This is a genomic window from Streptomyces sp. NPDC020731, assembly GCF_044334705.1.
Taxonomy (GTDB): domain Bacteria; phylum Actinomycetota; class Actinomycetes; order Streptomycetales; family Streptomycetaceae; genus Streptomyces.
In genome coordinates this window covers 128,484-145,062 of sequence record NZ_JBIRTN010000020.1, presented here as the reverse complement: position 1 = coordinate 145,062, position 16,579 = coordinate 128,484, and the positions used below count along the sequence as shown (strand labels likewise).

13 protein-coding genes are annotated in these 16,579 nt (G+C 73.5%); 3 read left to right on the top strand and 10 right to left on the bottom strand.

Annotation, left to right across the window (positions count from 1 at the left end):
* Positions 1–19: 19 nt before the first annotated feature.
* The 4 genes from ACH4VX_RS28220 to ACH4VX_RS28205 all read right to left on the bottom strand — a co-directional run bounded on the left by ACH4VX_RS28220 (position 20) and on the right by ACH4VX_RS28205 (position 5,723).
* Positions 20–1,681 carry a glycosyltransferase family 2 protein gene (locus tag ACH4VX_RS28220; RefSeq protein WP_398371194.1) on the bottom strand — a complete coding sequence of 554 codons (1,662 nt, stop codon included), beginning with the start codon at positions 1,679–1,681 and terminating at the stop codon, positions 20–22.
* The gene (locus ACH4VX_RS28215) at positions 1,678–3,876 is read right to left on the bottom strand and encodes a CDP-glycerol glycerophosphotransferase family protein (RefSeq protein ID WP_398371192.1); all 2,199 of its coding nucleotides are present in this window, start codon (positions 3,874–3,876) and stop codon (positions 1,678–1,680) included. Before ACH4VX_RS28215 ends, ACH4VX_RS28220 begins: the two co-directional genes overlap by 4 nt.
* Before the next feature lie 91 nt (positions 3,877–3,967).
* Positions 3,968–4,801: an ABC transporter ATP-binding protein gene (locus ACH4VX_RS28210; protein WP_398371190.1), complete on the bottom strand. Its 834-nt coding sequence runs from the start codon at positions 4,799–4,801 to the stop codon at positions 3,968–3,970.
* Positions 4,794–5,723, bottom strand: a complete 930-nt coding sequence (locus ACH4VX_RS28205) for an ABC transporter permease (RefSeq protein ID WP_398371188.1) — start codon at positions 5,721–5,723, stop codon at positions 4,794–4,796. Before ACH4VX_RS28205 ends, ACH4VX_RS28210 begins: the two co-directional genes overlap by 8 nt.
* 145 nt (positions 5,724–5,868) lie before the next feature.
* Between ACH4VX_RS28205 and ACH4VX_RS28200 the strand changes: the two genes are divergently transcribed.
* Both ACH4VX_RS28200 and ACH4VX_RS28195 read left to right on the top strand, forming a co-directional pair.
* Complete coding sequence (locus tag ACH4VX_RS28200) at positions 5,869–6,495, top strand: TetR/AcrR family transcriptional regulator (RefSeq protein WP_398371186.1); 627 nt, start codon at positions 5,869–5,871, stop codon at positions 6,493–6,495.
* Positions 6,496–6,785: 290 nt separating this feature from the next.
* Positions 6,786–7,346 (top strand): GNAT family N-acetyltransferase, encoded by a 561-nt coding sequence (locus tag ACH4VX_RS28195; RefSeq protein WP_398371184.1) that lies wholly within the window; start codon positions 6,786–6,788, stop codon positions 7,344–7,346.
* Between the two features lie 321 nt (positions 7,347–7,667).
* On the opposite strand, the gene galE is transcribed toward ACH4VX_RS28195, so the two are convergent.
* The 3 genes from galE to ACH4VX_RS28180 form a co-directional block, all read right to left on the bottom strand.
* Positions 7,668–8,654, bottom strand: coding sequence for a UDP-glucose 4-epimerase GalE (galE, locus tag ACH4VX_RS28190; protein WP_398371183.1), 987 nt, complete (start codon positions 8,652–8,654; stop codon positions 7,668–7,670).
* 57 nt (positions 8,655–8,711) lie between these two features.
* Complete coding sequence (locus ACH4VX_RS28185) at positions 8,712–10,316, bottom strand: glycosyltransferase family 2 protein (RefSeq protein ID WP_398371224.1); 1,605 nt, start codon at positions 10,314–10,316, stop codon at positions 8,712–8,714.
* A 79-nt stretch (positions 10,317–10,395) separates the two neighbouring features.
* The gene (locus ACH4VX_RS28180; protein WP_398371181.1) at positions 10,396–10,893 is read right to left on the bottom strand and encodes a MarR family winged helix-turn-helix transcriptional regulator; all 498 of its coding nucleotides are present in this window, start codon (positions 10,891–10,893) and stop codon (positions 10,396–10,398) included.
* Between the two features lie 131 nt (positions 10,894–11,024).
* On the opposite strand from ACH4VX_RS28180, the gene ACH4VX_RS28175 reads away from it, so the two are divergent.
* Entirely contained in the window at positions 11,025–11,438 is a 414-nt protein-coding gene (locus ACH4VX_RS28175) for an organic hydroperoxide resistance protein (protein WP_398371179.1), read from the top strand.
* A 9-nt stretch (positions 11,439–11,447) separates the two neighbouring features.
* Here the strand turns inward: ACH4VX_RS28175 and ACH4VX_RS28170 are convergent, their stop codons facing one another.
* The 3 genes from ACH4VX_RS28170 to ACH4VX_RS28160 all read right to left on the bottom strand — a co-directional run bounded on the left by ACH4VX_RS28170 (position 11,448) and on the right by ACH4VX_RS28160 (position 16,579).
* Positions 11,448–12,992, bottom strand: coding sequence for a hypothetical protein (locus ACH4VX_RS28170; protein WP_398371178.1), 1,545 nt, complete (start codon positions 12,990–12,992; stop codon positions 11,448–11,450).
* A 78-nt stretch (positions 12,993–13,070) separates the two neighbouring features.
* The gene (locus ACH4VX_RS28165) at positions 13,071–14,366 is read right to left on the bottom strand and encodes a hypothetical protein (RefSeq protein ID WP_398371177.1); all 1,296 of its coding nucleotides are present in this window, start codon (positions 14,364–14,366) and stop codon (positions 13,071–13,073) included.
* Entirely contained in the window at positions 14,363–16,579 is a 2,217-nt protein-coding gene (locus tag ACH4VX_RS28160) for a CDP-glycerol glycerophosphotransferase family protein (protein WP_398371175.1), read from the bottom strand. Before ACH4VX_RS28160 ends, ACH4VX_RS28165 begins: the two co-directional genes overlap by 4 nt.

Sequence of the window (16,579 nt, the reverse complement as noted above, 5' to 3'; positions counted from 1 at the left end):
GCCCCCGGACCCCCGCTCCTCAAACGCCGGAGGGGCTGAGCACGTCAAACGCCAGGCGGGCTGCTCGGCGTAGCCGGGGGACGGCGAGGCGGTGGGTCATCGGGTGCAGGACGCTCGCTGTGAGGCCGGTCGGTTGCCAGCGCAGCTGGAGACGGCCCGGACCGTGGCCCTCGGGCTCGATCGTGAGCCGGTGGTGGGGGACGCGGGCGGTCAGGGGCGGAAAGGCCGGCGGGGCCAGCAGCAGCCCCCGGTTGCTCCGCCCCCGGCAGGTCAGCCGGACCATCGGATGACGCACCCCGGCGAAGCCGCTCAGCGGGAGGCGTGCGGCCGCCGGGTCGAGACGGACCCGGCCCTCGAAGACACCGGGGCGGACCGGGGAGAGCCGGAAGGGGACGGTCAGGCGGCGCCGGCCGGGGGAGAGGAGCAGGCTCGCGCGCTGCGGGCCGACCGGGAGGCGCAGGGCCGGGTCGTAGGTGCGTACGGTCAGGTCGACGGAGGCACCAGGGCCCCGGGTGATCTCCGTGATCTCGTGGCGGAACCGGGTGACGGAGAACGGGCGGGTGGCCGGCTCCAGCTCGGTCAGGTCCAGCTCACGGCGGGCACCCGCCGACTCGGGGACCCGCCCGCCCCAGTACGTACGGCCGTCCGTGCCCGTGGTCAGCTCCCTGGGGGCGACACCGTCTCCCAGCTCCCGGGCGGCCCACCGGACCTCGGACAGGCGCCGGTCGCGGATCAGCTGGAGCACCACCCGCTCCGCGCGGGGAAGCCGGGCGTACGCCCCCGGCGACAGGGTCTCCAGGTACGGGTCCACCAGGTCCGCGAAGGCCGCCAGCCACTCCTCGTCCCGGTAGGGCAGATCGCCCGCGTACATCCGGAAGTCGTGCTTCAGGAACTTGTGGTCCTTGTCCTCGCGCAGCCCCTCGTGCCCGCTCTCGGCCAGGAAGGCGTCGATCAGCCGCTGCACGTGGATACGGTCACGGACGTTGGTGAGCAGATGCCGCTGGTTGGAGATGGACGCCGCGCCGGAGCCCGCGTACGGGGCGACGTACCAGAGGTACACCGGCTCCGGAATGATCGTGAACCGCTTCGCCAGACAGTACGCCTGGGCCGAGAACAGCTGGTCCTCGTAGTGGATGCCCTCGGGGAAGCGCAGGTCGTGCCGGTCGAGGAAGGCGCGGGCGTACATCTTGCCGGTCGACAGGTGCTCGAAGAACAACCGCGGGTCGGCCTCGATGCCGTCCAGGGTGCGGCGCTCCCGCACGAGGTGCGGCATCCAGGTGGAGCGGCGGCCGGTGTCGACCCGGATCCGCCGCACCGCGCCCATCGCGAAGTCGAGGTCGCGTGCGCGGTGCGCGGCGAGCAGCGAGGCGACCGACTCCGGCGGGAGCTCGTCGTCGCTGTCGAGGAACACCAGGTACGGCGCCCGCGCGATCTCCAGCGCACGGTTGCGCGGCGCGCTGCATCCGCCGCTGTTCTCCGGCAGCCGCAGACACCGGATACGGCGGTCGCGGGCCGCCAGCGCCCGTGCCACCCGGGGTGTGTCGTCCGTGGAGTGGTCGTCGCTGATGACGATCTCCAGGTTCCGGTGGGTCTGGCGGCGCACGGACTCCACCGCGCGGGGGAGCCGTCCGGCGTCGTTGTGCACGATCACCGTGACGGTGACGTCGGGGAGGCCGCTCATGACGTGGTCGCCTCCTTGGGGCTCGGCGCCGGGGTGCGTTCCCCGACCGGCAGCACCGGTGGCAGTGACGCCTCGTCCTGCCCGAGGAAGATCCGGCGTACGACGCGTTCGGCGGCGCGGCCGTCGTCGTACTCGCAGAACCGGTGGCGGAAGACGGCCCGTGCCTTCGCCGCGCCCTCGTCGCGCCAGGCGTCGGTGGTGAGGATCCCGGTCAGCTCCTCCTGGGTGCGGGCCACCGGGCCGGGCGCCTCGGCCATCAGGTCGAAGTAGACGCCGCGCGTGGTGCGGTACGTGTCCCAGTCGTCGGCGTGGACGACGATCGGACGGTCGAGGTTGGCGTAGTCGAACATGATCGACGAGTAGTCCGTGACCAGGGCGTCGGCGGCCAGGCACAGCTCCTCCACCGGATCGTAGGAGGAGACGTCCACGACGCGGCCGGAGCGGAGCGGGCCGGTCAGCGGGGAGGCGGCGCCGTCGTAGAAGTAGTGACCGCGCACCAGCAGCACGGTGTCCTCGCCCAGGCGGTCGGCGAGGGCGGCGAGGTCCAGGCGCGGGGTCCAGCCGGACTCGTAGTCGCGGTGCGTGGGCGCGTACAGGACGGCCCGGCGGCCCGGCGCGATGCCGAGGCGTGCGCGGACCGCGCGGATGGCGTCGGCGCCGGCCGTGTAGTAGACGTCGTTGCGCGGATAGCCGTAGTCGAGCGAGACGAACCGGGACGGGTACGCCCTCTCCCACATGCGGGTGGTGTGGCTGTTGGCGGAGAGGCTGTAGTCCCATTTGTCGACGCGTTCCAGCAGCGCGGCGAAGTCCAGGCCCCGGGCGGCGGCCGGGAACGGCATCTGGTCCACGCCCATGCGCTTGAGCGGGGTGCCGTGGTGGGTCTGGAGGTGGACCGCTTCGGGGCGTTTGACCACGGCGTTCGGAAAGTTGACGTTGTTGACGAGGTACTTCGCGGTGGCGAGCACCTCCCAGTAGCGGCGGGTGCCGGGGACGACGTGGTCGGTGCCGGGCGGGAGCAGGGCGGCGTTCTCGCCGGTCACCACCCACACCGGGTGGACGTGCGGGGCGAGCTCGGCGAGCTTCGCGGCGATCGCGGCCGGGTTGCAGGCGACGCCGCGGTTCCAGTAGGCGGCGAACACCGCGAGACGGGGGTCGACGGGGCGGTGCAGGGCCCTGCGGTACTGCTGGTCGCGGACCCGGCCGCCGAGCCGGCGCCTGCCGGTGCGCACGGTGGACCGTACGGCGCGGCGGGCGTGGTTGGCGGCCTGGAAGGCGCGGTACCTGCCGTAGGCGCCCTCTTCGAGCAGGGAGCGGCGGATGCCCTCCAGGCCGGCGGGGCGCCGGTGGCCCTCGGGACGGCGGCGCAGGGCGGCGATCGAGGCCCGGCGGAAGAACTCCCGGGCCACGTCCTCGGGCATGTCACCGCGGGTGAAGGCGCGCAGGCAGTCGCGGACCATGATCTCGTAGAGCACGGTGTAGACGGCGGGGCGTTCGCGGGCGAGGTCGAGGAGACTCTCGTAACGGTCGACGAGCGCGTAGTGCTGTGCGGGGGTGAGCGGCGGGAGGGCGGCGGACCGCGGTCGGCGGTCCTCGTGGGCGATGTGCGGCAGGGCGGCGACGCGGTCGGCGAGCAGCAGGGCGGCGAGGGCCGCGTGCGGTTCGTCGTCGGTGGTGAGCCGTTCCTCGTGCGCCCGCCAGAAGCCGGCGCGCAGGACGCGGGTGCCGAGCAGTGGGGTCAGGCGCAGCAGGTAGGCGCTGTCGTCGAGGGCGAGGTCGGTGCGGCCCGCGCGGGCGAGCAGGGGGCCGTCCGCCGAGGGCAGGCCGGAGCCGTGCCAGGTGCTGCGCAGGTGGTCGAGGAGAAGGAGGTCGACGGTGCCGGGGAGCTCGGCGACCCGTTCGGCGACGGTGCGGGTGCTGCCGGGCGGCAGGCCGTCCTTGGCGCGGACGAAGTGCAGCCAGCGGCCGGCGGCCCGTGCCGCCCCCGCCGCCCGGGCCGTCGCGTCGGACGTGCCGTCGGGCAGGGGCAGCACCTGGACGTTCGGGGCGTGCCGCTCCGCGGTCTCGCGGGCCCAGTCGCCGACGGCGGCGACGACGACCTCGGTGTCCGGGAGGGGACGGTCGGTGAGGGAGCCGAGCAGGCCGGTCAGGTGGTCCTGGGTGTTCGGCCCGTGGACGACGACGCTGAGTTCGGGCATCGCGGGGCTCCTTCGGCTGCTCGTCGCTCCGGACGGTCCTCTTCGGTCATATTGACACCAATACGATGAAGGGGGCGCGCGGACGTGGGCCTCAGGAGGGCACCGGAACCGCCTTCGGCTTCGGCCTGCGGGCCTTGTCCGTGCCTCCGGTGAACGCCTCGTACTCCTTGAGCACGTCCTCCGTGGGCCCGTCCATCAGCAGCTCCCCGCGCTCCAGCCAGAGCACGCGGTCGCAGGTGTCGCGGATCGACTTGTTGTTGTGGCTGACCAGGAACACCGTGCCGGCCCGCTTGCGCAGCTCCCGGATGCGGGCCTCGGAGCGCTTCTGGAAGGAGCGGTCGCCGGTGGCCAGCGCCTCGTCGACGAGGAGGACGTCGTGGTCCTTGGCGGCGGCGATGGAGAAGCGCAGCCGGGCCGCCATGCCGGAGGAGTAGGTGCGCATCGGCAGGGTGATGAAGTCGCCCTTCTCGTTGATGCCGGAGAAGTCGACGATCTCGTCGTAGCGGGCGCGTATCTCCTCGCGGGACATGCCCATGGCGAGCCCGCCGAGGTGGACGTTGCGCTCGCCGGTCAGGTCACGCATCAGGGCCGCGTTGACGCCGAGCAGCGAGGGCTGGCCGTCGGTGTAGATACGGCCGTTCTCCACCGGGAGCAGTCCGGCGACGGCCTTGAGCAGGGTCGACTTGCCCGAGCCGTTGGTGCCGATCAGCCCGATCGCCTCGCCCCGGTACGCCACGAAGGACACGCCCCGTACGGCGTGCACCGTGCGCACACCGGACGCCTTCTCGGTCTGCTTGCGGCGCAGCATGCGGTTGAGGGCGGCGGTGGCGGAGCCGCGTCCGGCACCGGTGCCGTTGACCCGGTAGACGATGTCGACGCGGTCGGCGACGACCGTGGGGATCTTCTTGTCGCTGGTGTCAGCCACGGCCGTATTTCTCCTCAGCCTTCCAGAAGTAGACGAACCCGATCACGCCGGCCAGCAGTGCCCAGCCCAGCGCGAACGCCCACACGTGCGGGGGCAGGTACGAGGAGCCGTAGTCGTCGATCATCGCGAAGCGGACCAGGTCCATGTAGATCGCGGCCGGGTTCCACTGCAGGACGTCGGCGAGCCAGGCGGGGACGTCCTTGTCGTGCAGCATCGCCGGGATGCTGAACATCACGCCGGACGCGTACATCCAGGTGCGCAGCACGAACGGCATCAGCTGGGCCAGGTCGGGCGTCTTGCTGCCCATCCGCGCGAAGACCAGCGCGAGCCCGGTGTTGAACACGAACTGCAGCAGCAGCGCGGGGACGACGAGCAGCCAGGACAGGGCGGGCAGGCTGCCGGAAGCCACCATGACGACGACGAGCACGATCATCGAGAACAGCAGCTGCTGGAGCTGCTGGAGCGCGAAGGAGACGGGCAGCGAGGCTCTGGGGAAGTGCAGGGCCCGTACCAGCCCCAGGTTCCCGGAGATGGCCCGCACACCGGCGAGCACCGAGCTCTGGGTGAAGGTGAACACGAACACGCCCGTCACCAGGAACGGCACGTAGACGTCCTTCGGGATGCCCCGGTTGGCGCCCAGCAGCAGACCGAAGATGAAGAAGTACACCGCCGCGTTCAGCAGCGGGGTCGCCACCTGCCACAGCTGGCCGAGCTTGGCCTGGCTGTACTGGGCGGTCAGCTTCGCCCGGGAGAAGGCGAGGATGAAGTGCCGCCGGTCCCAGAGCTGACGGACGTACTCCCTCAGGGACGGCCGGGCGCCGCTGACCGTGAGGCCGTACTGGGCGGCGAGGGCGGAGAGGTCGCCCTCGGCCGGGGCCGGGCGGGCCGGTGCGGGGGGTGGTGTGTGGAGGGCCTGGCTCACATCCGGCGCTTTCGCTAGAGGGAGGGGGTGGCGACGGGAAGGTCATACGTCGGGACGGGGCCGTATCGTCGCAACGGGAGCGTAAGTCGAAAGAACGTCGGAACGCAACCGTTTCGTCGTGACGCTGTCGGCCTATGCTGTCCGCATGACGACGAACGCCGACGAGCCCCAGCCGCGTCCGCGCCGCAGGGCCCCCGCCGGGGCCGCCGTACTGCGCCAGGACGTGACGGAGGCCATCCGGGCGGCCGTCTTCGAGGAACTGGCGGCGGCCGGCTACGCGCGGATGTCGATCGAGGGGATCGCGCGCCGCGCGGGCGTCGGCAAGACCGCGGTGTACCGCCGCTGGCGCTCCAAACTGCACCTGGTCCTCGACCTGGTCTCCGCGATCGCCGTCCAGGGCCTGCCCGCGCCGGACACCGGCTCCCTGGAGGGCGACCTGCGCCTGCTGTACGAGGTCACCTCCCGTGCCCTGCGCCACCCCGTCGCCTCACAGATCCTCCCCGACCTCCAGGCCGAGGCCGCCCGCAACCCGGACATCGCCGAGGCCCTGCAGAAGGCGCTGCGCGAGGGCCAGGACTCCGTCGCCCGGGGCATCGTCGCGGCGGCGCAGGAACGCGGCGAACTCCGCCCCGGCGCGGATCACGCCCTGGCCCTGGACCTGATCTCGGGCCCCCTGTACTGGCGCTCGGTGGTGATCCGCGGCCCGAAGCCGCCGAAGGGGTACCTGGAGGCCCTGACCCGGGCGACGACGGAGGCGCTGAAGGCGCTGTGAGGAGGCGTGGCGCGCCCTGGGATTCCCTCCTCTCACCGCCGCACGGCGTTGCCGCGCCCGCTGCGAGGGTGACCGGTCATGGTCGGGCGGAGGTCACCGGAGGCCGGTTGAGCAGGGTGGTGTCGGCCACCCGCTGGAGGTCGTCACGGCCGCCGTTCGCTCGCCACGCCGACACGGTACTGCGGACTCACCGCCCATGCCGCGCGTCCGGCGCCACCGGGGACGTAGGCCCCCGACCGTCCGGATAAACGGATGGTCGGGGGCGAGCGTGACGCGGCAGGATGCCCCGCATGACATTGCCCACCCCCGAGCTGAGCACCACCCGCCTGCGACTGCGGCCGTTCACCGACGCCGACGCGGCGCCGCTCTACGCGCTGCACAGCAGCGCCCACGTGCTGCGTTACTGGGACTCCCCGCCGTGGACCGAACCGGCCCGCGCCCAGCGCTTCATCGCGACCTGCCGGACGGTCGAGGAGGAAGGCACGGGAGCGCGGGTGGCCGTCGACCGCGTCTCCGACGGCGCGTTCATCGGCTGGTGCGGCCTGACCAGCTGGAACCCGGACTTCCGCAGCGCGTCCCTGGGCTACGTCTTCGACGCCGCCGAGTGGGGCCACGGCTACGCCACGGAGTCCGCGCACGCCGTCCTGCGGTGGGCGTTCGACACCCTGGACCTGAACCGCGTCCAGGCCGAGACCGACACCCGCAACGTGGCGTCCGCCCGGGTCCTGGAGAAGCTCGGCTTCGTCCGCGAAGGCACCCTCCGCGAGGACTGCGTCGTCAACGACGACGTCTCCGACTCCTGGGTCTTCGGCCTCCTCCGCCGCGAGTGGCACCCGACGGCCGGCCGCTAGGACCGGAACCCGCCCGCTTCTCAATCCACAACCCCACCGAAGTCACCGCGGGTCGCTCCGGCGAACTCGACGTCCTCGCTTGCCCCGCCGATCCCGGCCATCCGCACCGCTGGAGCATCCAGTAGCTCGGAGGGTCCATCTGGAGCGGCGAAATCCTCATGGGCGCGCGGGTGCTGCCGCTTCTCGTGAACATCGGACACGCCGAGGCCCGGGTGCCTCCCGAAGCACTGAACAACTGCTGTCGAAACCGGTGATCAGAGAAGGCGCCCTCGGGGCCGAACTCGAAGGGGGCGCCCAGGGCGCGTTCGGTGCGGGTCGGCATCAGGTACGGGATGCCGCCGTCGGCGGGTGCAGGCGCTGCCAGCCCGCCCAGGCCGAGGTGATCATGTCGTCGATGTCGTGGCGGGCCTTCCAGCCCAGTTCCGTGGCCGCGCGGTCGGCGGAGGCGACGACACGGGGCGGGTCGCCGGGGCGGCGCGGGGTGACCACGGGCGGGCGGTCGTGGCCGGTGAGGGCGTTGACGCGGTCGATCATCTCCCGCACGGAGACGCCCTCGCCGCGGCCGATGTTGAGGATGAGGTCCCGGCCGGGGGCGGAGCGCAGCGCGCGGGCCGCCGCGACATGGGCCTCGGCCAGGTCGACGACGTGGATGTAGTCGCGGACACAGGTGCCGTCGGGAGTCGGGTAGTCGTCGCCGAACACGCGCGGGGGCAGGTCGTCCGTCAGCTTCTCGAAGATCATGGGGATCAGGTTGAAGACGCCCGTGTCGGCGAGGTCCGGGCGGGCGGCGCCGGCGACGTTGAAGTAGCGCAGGCAGGCAGTCGAGAGCCCGGCCGCCGCGCCGGTCGCGCGGACCAGCCACTCGCCGGCCAGCTTCGTCTCGCCGTACGGCGACATGGGCACGCACGGGGTCTCCTCCGTCACGAGGTCCACGTCCGGCATGCCGTACACCGCCGCCGAGGAGGAGAACACGAAGGAGCGCACACCGGCCGTCGTCACCGCGTCCAGCAGGACGCGCAGGCCCTCGACGTTCTCCCGGTAGTAGTGCAGGGGGAGGGAGACCGACTCGGCGACCTGCTTCTTCGCCGCCAGGTGGACGACGCCGGTGACCCCGTGGTCCGTGAGGGCGCGTGCCACCCGCTCGCCGTCCAGGGTGGAGCCGACCACCAGCGGCACCCCCTCCGGCACCCGGTCGGCGAGGCCGGTGGACAGGTCATCGTACACCACCGCGCGTTCGCCCGCCCCGGTCATCGCCCGTACGACGTGCGCCCCGATGTAGCCGGCGCCGCCGGTGATCAACCAGGTCATGGGTGGTCGTCCCCTCGTCGTTGGCCCGTGCCCGTCCGATCCCCAAAAGGTCAGCTCTTAGTGAAGCAGGCGCCAAAGCCTTCCGCGCAGCACCGGGGCGATTCCGCGGACCCCGGCCGCCACGCGCAGGGCCAGCGCACCCGAGTGCGTGGCGTACGGCCGTACCAGCACCACGCCGTGCCAGGGGCTCGGCATCACACAGCGGCGCAGCAGGCCGGGCCCGGCGAGCGCGTGCGCCGCCACCCTGCGGCTCGAACCGTCCCGGAAGCGCACCCGCAGCCGCAGGTCCCAGGTGCCCGTGCCGAGCGTGGCCAGCCGGTCCGGCCGTACGGTCGTCTCCGCGACCCAGGTGCCGTCGGGGGCCGTCCGCAGCGGCACCGTACGGCGGACACGGGCGCCGGCCCGGTCCCGGTGGCGCCACTCCGTCTCCACCGACCGGGGCCCCGCCCGCGCCACCCGGCCGTACAGCTCGTGCAGGCGCAGCCGCAGTCGTACGCCACGCGCGCGGGGGCGCAGTTCCGCGTCCACGGCGAGCGGGAGGAGGGGCGCGGGCCGGGTCGGCAGCGGCTCCAGGGTGATGCCCGGCAGGCGGGCCGACCAGCAGGGCGTGCCGTCCGCCGCGCGGGTGTACGGCGGGCACAGGCGGGCCGGCCGGGCCGCCAGCTCCCGCAGCCGGGGCAGGTCGCACGGCTCGGGGGAGGCCAGCACGACCCGGCCGATCAGCCGGCCCGGGGCCACCGGGTCGCGGGCCCAGTCGGCGGCGTCGTACTCCGCGAGGAACGCCCGCGTGTGCGCCCACCACGCCCGCCGGTACTCCTCGTCGCGCAGCGGCAGCTCACGGGCGTACATGCGCAGGTCGTGGTCGAGGAACTTGGCCCGCGCCCTGCGCGCCAGCCGCTTCTGCCCGGCGGCCAGCAGGATGTCGTGGGCGGTGCGGCACGCGTGGATGCGGGCCCGCCAGTTGTCGACGCCCGCGCGGTCCAGCGAGATCGACAGCCGCCGCGCGGACCGGCGGACGTGCCAGACGTACACCCGGTCCGGGACCAGCGCGACGCGTGGGGCGGCGGCCCACACCCGCGCGGTGAACACGACGTCCTCGTAGGGGAACCGGCCGTCGGGGAAGCGGATGCCGTGCGCGCGCAGGAAAGCCGTGGCGTAGAGCTTGTTGACGCACAGCGTGTCGTGGACCAGGCGCGGGCGCAGCGCCGGGCGGGCGAGCACGTCGGGCGCGGCGTACAGGGCCGGTTCCCACGGCGCCTCGGTCCCCGACGGCAGTTCGCGGCGCACACACAGGCCGCCCGTGACCTGCGCGTCCGCCCCGGCCGCGGCCGTGAGCAGCGCCTCCACCGCGCCGGGCGGCAGCACGTCGTCGCTGTCCAGGAACATCACGTACGGCGAGGTCACCGCGGAGAGCCCGGTGTTGCGCGGGGTGCCGCAGCCGCCGCTGTTGACGGGGCGCCGGATCACCCGCAGCCGCGGTTCGCCCTCGGCGAGCCGGTCCAGCAGGTCCGCGCTGCCGTCCGTCGAGCAGTCGTCGACGGCGACGACCTCGCGTACGGCGGGGCCCTGCCCGAGGGCCGAGCGCACGGCGTCGGTCACATGGGCGGCGTCGTCGTGGCCGATGACGACGACGGCGACCTGGGGCTGCTGGTGGGGCTGCATGGCGTCCTCGGGCACGTCACGGGGCTGCTCCTGCCCTCCATTGAGGACTCCCGGCGCACGCGGCGCACGTCGGCCGCCGTCACGCGCCTTCCGCCGCCGCCGTGTCCAGTGCCGTGGTGAGCAGGTGGAGGCGGGTGCTCAGCTCGCGGATCTCGTCGATCCCGAAGCCGGTCGCGGCCACGATCCGGCGCGGCACCTCCAGGGCCTGCCGCCGCAGCGCCGTGCCCTCCTCGGTGGGCCGGACCTCCACCGACCGCTCGTCGCGCGCACTGCGCTCCCGGCGCACCAGGCCGGCCGCCTCCAGCCGCTTGAGCAGCGGGGACAGCGTGCCGGAGTCCAGTCGCAGATGCTCGCCGAGCTTCTTCACGGGCAGGGTGCCGTGCTCCCACAGCACCAGCATGACCAGGTACTGCGGATAGGTGAGCCCGAGGTCCTTGAGGACCACCCGGTAGACGCCGTTGAAGGCGCGGGAGGCGGCGTTCAGGTTGAAGCAGATCTGCTGGTCGAGGCGGAGCCAGTCGTCCGCGGTGCCCGGCAGCGGGGCCGTCGCGGGTGGGGGGCTCGGGGTGGCTGTCATGCCTCCAGGATAACTCTCGCGAGCTATTTGGTTGCGCGCAATTTAATTGTGTGCTCTACTTGTGGTCGTACGGCGGCCGGACCCACCGAAGGGCCCGGCCGAGCCACGACTCGAGAGGGAAGGTCCTTTCCATGGACGCGCTCTACACCGCTGTCGCCACCGCCACCCACGGCCGCGAGGGCCGCGCCGTCACCTCCGACGGCAAGCTGGACCTCGGCCTGAGCGCCCCCGTGGAGCTCGGCGGCAACGGCGAGGGCACCAACCCGGAGCAGCTGTTCGCCGCCGGTTACGCGGCCTGCTTCGGCAGCGCCCTCGGTCTGGTCGGCCGGGCGGCGAAGGTCGACGTCAGCGACGCCGCGGTGACCGCCGAGGTCGTCCTCGGCAAGCAGGGCGAGGGCTTCGCGCTCGCCGTGACGCTGCGCGTCGAGCTGCCCGAGGGCATCGAGGAGGAGACCGGCCGCAAGCTGGTCGAGCAGGCCCACCAGGTCTGCCCCTACTCCAACGCCACCCGCGGCAACATCCCGGTCGACCTCGTCATCGAGTAGTCCCGGGGCTCACCCCCCGACCCGCGCCAGCACCTCCCCCGTCCGCCGGCTCCATGCCACCACCACGGCCTCCTCGGGCACCCGCTGCGAGGGCGTCAGCAGCAGCCAGCGAGCGTGGTACCGGCGGACGACCGCGGCCCGCTGCGCGCGGGTCGAACCGGGATCGAGGTACGCGCGCACATCGGCCACCCGCCGCAGCCGCTCCCCCTCGTCCAGCGAGGCGTCCGGCCAGGCCGGCGCGGCGAGGTTCGGCCCGTACCCGGCGATCGCGTGGACGGCGTAGTAGCCGTCGGCGATCACGACCTCGCCCGGCCCGATGTACGGCGCGGCCCACGCGTACGACGGCCAGTCCGGCGGCCGTTCGAAGCCCGCCGGCGCCACCGCCCCGGCGTGCACGGTCAGGAACGCGGCGCACGCCCCCGCCGCCGTGGCGCCGCCCAGCAGCCGCCGCCACACCGGCCACGGCCGGGGCGCCGCCAGCTCCACCGCCAACGCGAACTGCAGCGGCACCAGCGTGAGCCCGAGAATCCTGCCGTAGGTGTAGTGGCCGCCGGCCCAGCCGTACGCCACCACCAGGCAGTCCAGTACGAACATCAGCACCAGCGGATCACGCCACGAGGTGCGCCGCGCCCGCAGCCACAGCACCGGCAGCCCGAGCAGCGCCAGCCCGAACTGCCCGCCGAGGTCCAGGTACAGCCGCCGGTGCATCGCGTCCACGCTGTCGTCCCCGGCCAGCGCGAACACGTCGAAGTACGGCCAGCAGGCGGCCGTCAGCAGCGCCACCGCACCCGTCACCGCCCACCGTCCGGCAGCCGCCGGACCCCACCGCCGCTGCCACCCGGCGACCAGCGCCACCGCCCCCAGCGCCGCCGCGACCGCGGTGATCGGGTGCACGAGCAGGACCATCCCGTACAGGGCGCCCAGCGCCGCGTACCCGGACACCGGGCGCAGCCCGCTCGGCCCCACGTACCGCACGGCCCCCGCGCCCCGGGCCCGCGCCCCCGTCAGCGCCCACGCCCAGAAGGCCAGCCCGATCGCGAACGCCGACGGGTAGGCCAGATTGCCCGTCATCGACATCAGGTTCAGGTAGCCGCTCCACCAGGCCCGCTCCAGCCCCCACAGCAGCGTCATCGTGCCGAGCGCCAGCACCGGCGCCCAGGGGCGCGGGGTCAGCACCCGCGTGAAACGGCCGATCCCGGTGAGCAGCACCAGCAGGTTCAGCGGCCCGGTGAGCTTGAGCACCTCCCAGCCGCCCAGCCCCGTCAGCCGGGCGGCCACGCCCTGTGCCAGCGCGAACGGCGAGTAGTAGGGGCTGCCCGCCCCCGGCAGGTCCGCCATCGGATGCCGGGGCTCCAGCAGATCGTCCCTGAGGCGCTCGACGACCGCCGCGTGCTGTCCGGCGTCGCAGCACAGCGGCACCCTCCAGTACGCCAGCGACATCACGAGCCAGAACAGGAAGCCGAAGAACTGGTACGGGGTGGGGCGCCAGGCCCCGCCGCCGCGCAGCGCCGTGGCACCGCGCACGGCCGGCCGGACGAGGACCGGGGAGCTCATCGGGTGGCGGGGAAGGGGAGCGTCTCGGGCATTTGCCGTATGTTCCCGGCACGATCGACAGCATGACCTCGCTTCACCTCATCGGGTGAAGCGAGTGGCCCCGGGCCTCAGCGTGCCGGTTCCACCGCAGCCCCCTTGCGCCGGCACCACCGCCCGCCGCCCCACCGGCTCCAGCAGCAGCGGCACGCCCAGCACCGGCAGCAGCCAGGCCAGCGTGATCAGCCGGTCGCCCCAGATGTTGATGTCCGGATGCCCGGCCTGGTTGAGGAACCCCGTGCAGGCGGCGGCGACCAGGAAGGCACCGAACGCCGGCCGCCGCAGCGCTCCCAGGACACCGGCCGCCAGGAACGCCACGAACACCGGCTCCCACAGCTGCCGCCGCGCCCACTCCGTCCAGAAGTTCCCCTGCAGCTGGAGGAACTCCGCCCACGGCCGCTGCCGGTCGGGGCGGGCGAAGTGATCGGTGAGCAGGTCCTGCACGCTCTCCGACACCGACGGATAGTGCAGCAGCCTCGCCAGCAGCACCGTGCCGAGCACCCCCGCACACCCCACCCCCGCGAGCGCCACCACCCCGCGCCCGGGCGGCAGACCCCGCCACCGGCGCCGTACGGCGATCGCCGCGCCCGCGCCCGCCAGGCAGAGCCCGAGGAACAGCGCCTGCGAGTGCTTGACGGTGAACAGCGCGAGCAGCGCCGCGCCCACCAGCGCCGGTCCCGCCCGCGTCCGCCGCCCCTCCAGCACCGGCGCACCACCCCACAGCACCGCCAGGGTGAGCGTCAGCAGCAGCCCCTCGGTCATCGGGCGCATCGCGGTCGTCCCGGACGGCAGGACCATGAACAGCGCCTGCCCGGTGAGCGCGAGCGGCACGGACACCGCCAGGGAGCGCAGCACCAGGAAGGCGAGCACCCCGCCCGCGCAGGTGATCACCACGCCCGCCGCCCACACGCCCCAGGTCACCCCGAACAGAGCGACGAACGGCGCCAGGAACACCGGATAGCCGGGCCGCGTCTCGAAGATCCGCATGAACCGTTCCGGCATGAACGGCACGGTGTGCCCACCGGTCTGCCCGGCCGCCAGCCTCGCCTCCACCTGCCGCCACTCCCGCTCCCGGCACTCCCGCATCACCTCCGGGGCGGGGTCGGGGGCGTGGAAGCGCACCACGTCCACGTTCTGCTCGCGGTGCGCGATCGACGCCCGGCCCGCGCAGAACCAGTCGATGGTGGCGGCCGCCGCCTCCCGCTTGTCCGCGCCGGTCAGACTCAGGGCGTACGACAGGTAGTTCTTGCTGTCGGGGGTGTCCCGGCCGGTGACGTTGGCGAGTTGCAGCAGCGCGAAGACGGCGGCCAGCAGCAGGACCCGGGTACGCGGCCTCACGACGGGGTCAGCAGATCGCGGCCGGGGGCCTGGGACGGCACCCGGGCCGGTCCGGCCGGCCGCTCGGGCATCGGCTCGCCCAGCATCAGCGTCCGCACCACCCGCTCGGCGGCCCGCCCGTCGTCGAACTCGCAGAACCGCTTCCGGAACGCCGACCGCAGCCGCGCCGCCTCCTCGTCCCGCCAGGTCCCGGAGTCGAACAGCCACGCCAGCTCCCAGTGGGAGCGCGCCACATGGCCCGGCGCCTCGGCCGTGATGTCCAGGTAGGCGCCCCGGCTCGCCCGGAAGGCGTCCCAGTCGTCGGCGTACACGACGATCGGGCGGTCCAGATGGGCGTAGTCGAACATGATCGACGAGTAGTCGGTGACCAGGACGTCGGCGGCGAGCAGCACGTCCTGCACCTCCGGCTCGTCCGTGGCGTCGACGAGCACGCCCCGCCGGTGCAGCTCGGACAGGCCCAGGCCGCGCGCCGGTCCGGCGGCCAGCGAGGGGTGCAGGCGCACGACGAGGGTGCGGCCCTCGCCCAGGCCGGCGGCGAACCGGGCGAGGTCGAGCCGCTCCACCAGCCCGCCCCTGCGGTAGTCGCGGCGGGCCGGCGCGTACAGCACCACCGTGTCGCCGTCCGGGACGCCGAGTCGTTCGCGCACCGCACGCCCCCGGCCCTTCGGTGCCTCGACCAGTACGTCGTTGCGCGGGCTGCCGCTGCGCAGGGAGGTGAAGTGGCAGGGGAAGGCCCGCTCCCACACCAGCTCGGAGTGCCGGTTGGCGACCAGGCTGTAGTCCCAGCGGTCGGCCCGGCGCAGCATCTGCGGGACGTCGAAGCCGAGCCGGGCGCCGGGCCGGTCCAGCAGATCGGCGCCCAGGTACGCCAGCGGGGTGCCCTGGTGGGTGTGGATGTGCACGCTCCCCGGACGCTTGACCAGCGCCCCGGGCCAGTTGACGTTGTTGACGAAGTACGTGGCCCGCTCGGTCACCCGGCGGTATCCGGGCGAGCCGAGCAGCACGTACTCGGTGTCCGGCTCAAGACCGGCCGCCTGCTCCTCGTCGGCCAGCACCCAGACGCCCCGGACGTGTGGGGCGAGTTCGCGTGCCGCGCGGTGGATCGCCGCCGGGTCGCCGAGCACGCCCCGGTGCGAGAACGCCGAGTACACGGCGAGGTCCGGATCGAGCGGACGACGGGACGCCGGCCGGACACGGGCGCACCGCGCCGCCGTCGCCGCACCCGCCTGCCGGGCCCGCCGCCCCAGCTCCCGGCCCGCCCGCCCGGCCCGCTGCCGCAGGACGTAACCGGCGTAGCTCCCCTCCAGCACCCGCAGTTCGGCGGGGACCGTCGCGCCCTGCGGCCGGTGCGCCCGGAACATCTCGGCCGTACGGCGGAAGAACTCGCCCTTGTCGGACGGCGGCAGACGGTCCGGCTTGGAGAGGATGTCGAGACAGTGCTCGCCCATCTTGACGTGCAGGAAGGGCCGCCAGTGCGCCAGTGCCGGGCGGGCGTCGACGAACCGGAACACCCGCGCGTACTGCTCGTGGACGTCGAAGTGCCTGCGGCTGGTGGTGGACAGGATGCTGCCCCGGCGGCGCTGCCGGTAGTACACGCAGATCCGGTTCAGGGTCGCGATCCGCTCGGCGCTGAGCAGCACCGGGAACGTCCAGGGCGTGTCCTCGTAGTAGCCGGGCGGAAAGGCGAAGCCCTCCCGTGCGACGAAGTCGCGGCGGTAGACCTTGTTCCACACCACCATCAGCAGATCGAGGATCCCCGGCCGCTCGGCCGCCGTGAAGGTGCCCCCGGACGTCTCCGCCAGCAGGGGCGCCAGGACGTTGCGGCGGGTGCCGCCCCACCAGTGGGTGCGGGCGTAGTCGAAGACCAGGACGTCCGGGTCGCCGGTCTCGTCGAGGCGGTCGGCCATCGCGCGCAGCGCGCCCGGCGTGAGGGTGTCGTCGCTGTCGAGGAAGAAAAGGTAGTCGCCCGTCGCGTGCGGCATCCCGGCGTTGCGGGCCCGGCCGAGGCCCACGTTCCGAGGCAGGTGCACCACCCGGACCCGCTCGTCGCGGGCCGCGTAGGCGTCGAGGATCGCTCCGCAGCCGTCGGGCGAGCGGTCGTCGACGGCGATCACCTCGATGTCGCGGTACGACTGCCCGAGCACCGAGTCGAGGCAGGCGTGCAGGTACCCCTGCACCTTGTGGACGGGGACGATGACGCTGAAGCGGGGCAC

Coding starts and splice junctions, on each gene's coding strand:
- ACH4VX_RS28220 (WP_398371194.1), bottom strand. CDS start 1,681: ATGAGCGGCCTCCCCGACGTCACCGTCACGGTGATCGTGCACAACGAC.
- ACH4VX_RS28215 (WP_398371192.1), bottom strand. CDS start 3,876: ATGCCCGAACTCAGCGTCGTCGTCCACGGGCCGAACACCCAGGACCAC.
- ACH4VX_RS28200 (WP_398371186.1), top strand. CDS start 5,869: ATGACGACGAACGCCGACGAGCCCCAGCCGCGTCCGCGCCGCAGGGCC.
- ACH4VX_RS28195 (WP_398371184.1), top strand. CDS start 6,786: ATGACATTGCCCACCCCCGAGCTGAGCACCACCCGCCTGCGACTGCGG.
- galE (WP_398371183.1), bottom strand. CDS start 8,654: ATGACCTGGTTGATCACCGGCGGCGCCGGCTACATCGGGGCGCACGTC.
- ACH4VX_RS28185 (WP_398371224.1), bottom strand. CDS start 10,316: ATGCAGCCCCACCAGCAGCCCCAGGTCGCCGTCGTCGTCATCGGCCAC.
- ACH4VX_RS28180 (WP_398371181.1), bottom strand. CDS start 10,893: ATGACAGCCACCCCGAGCCCCCCACCCGCGACGGCCCCGCTGCCGGGC.
- ACH4VX_RS28175 (WP_398371179.1), top strand. CDS start 11,025: ATGGACGCGCTCTACACCGCTGTCGCCACCGCCACCCACGGCCGCGAG.
- ACH4VX_RS28170 (WP_398371178.1), bottom strand. CDS start 12,992: ATGAGCTCCCCGGTCCTCGTCCGGCCGGCCGTGCGCGGTGCCACGGCG.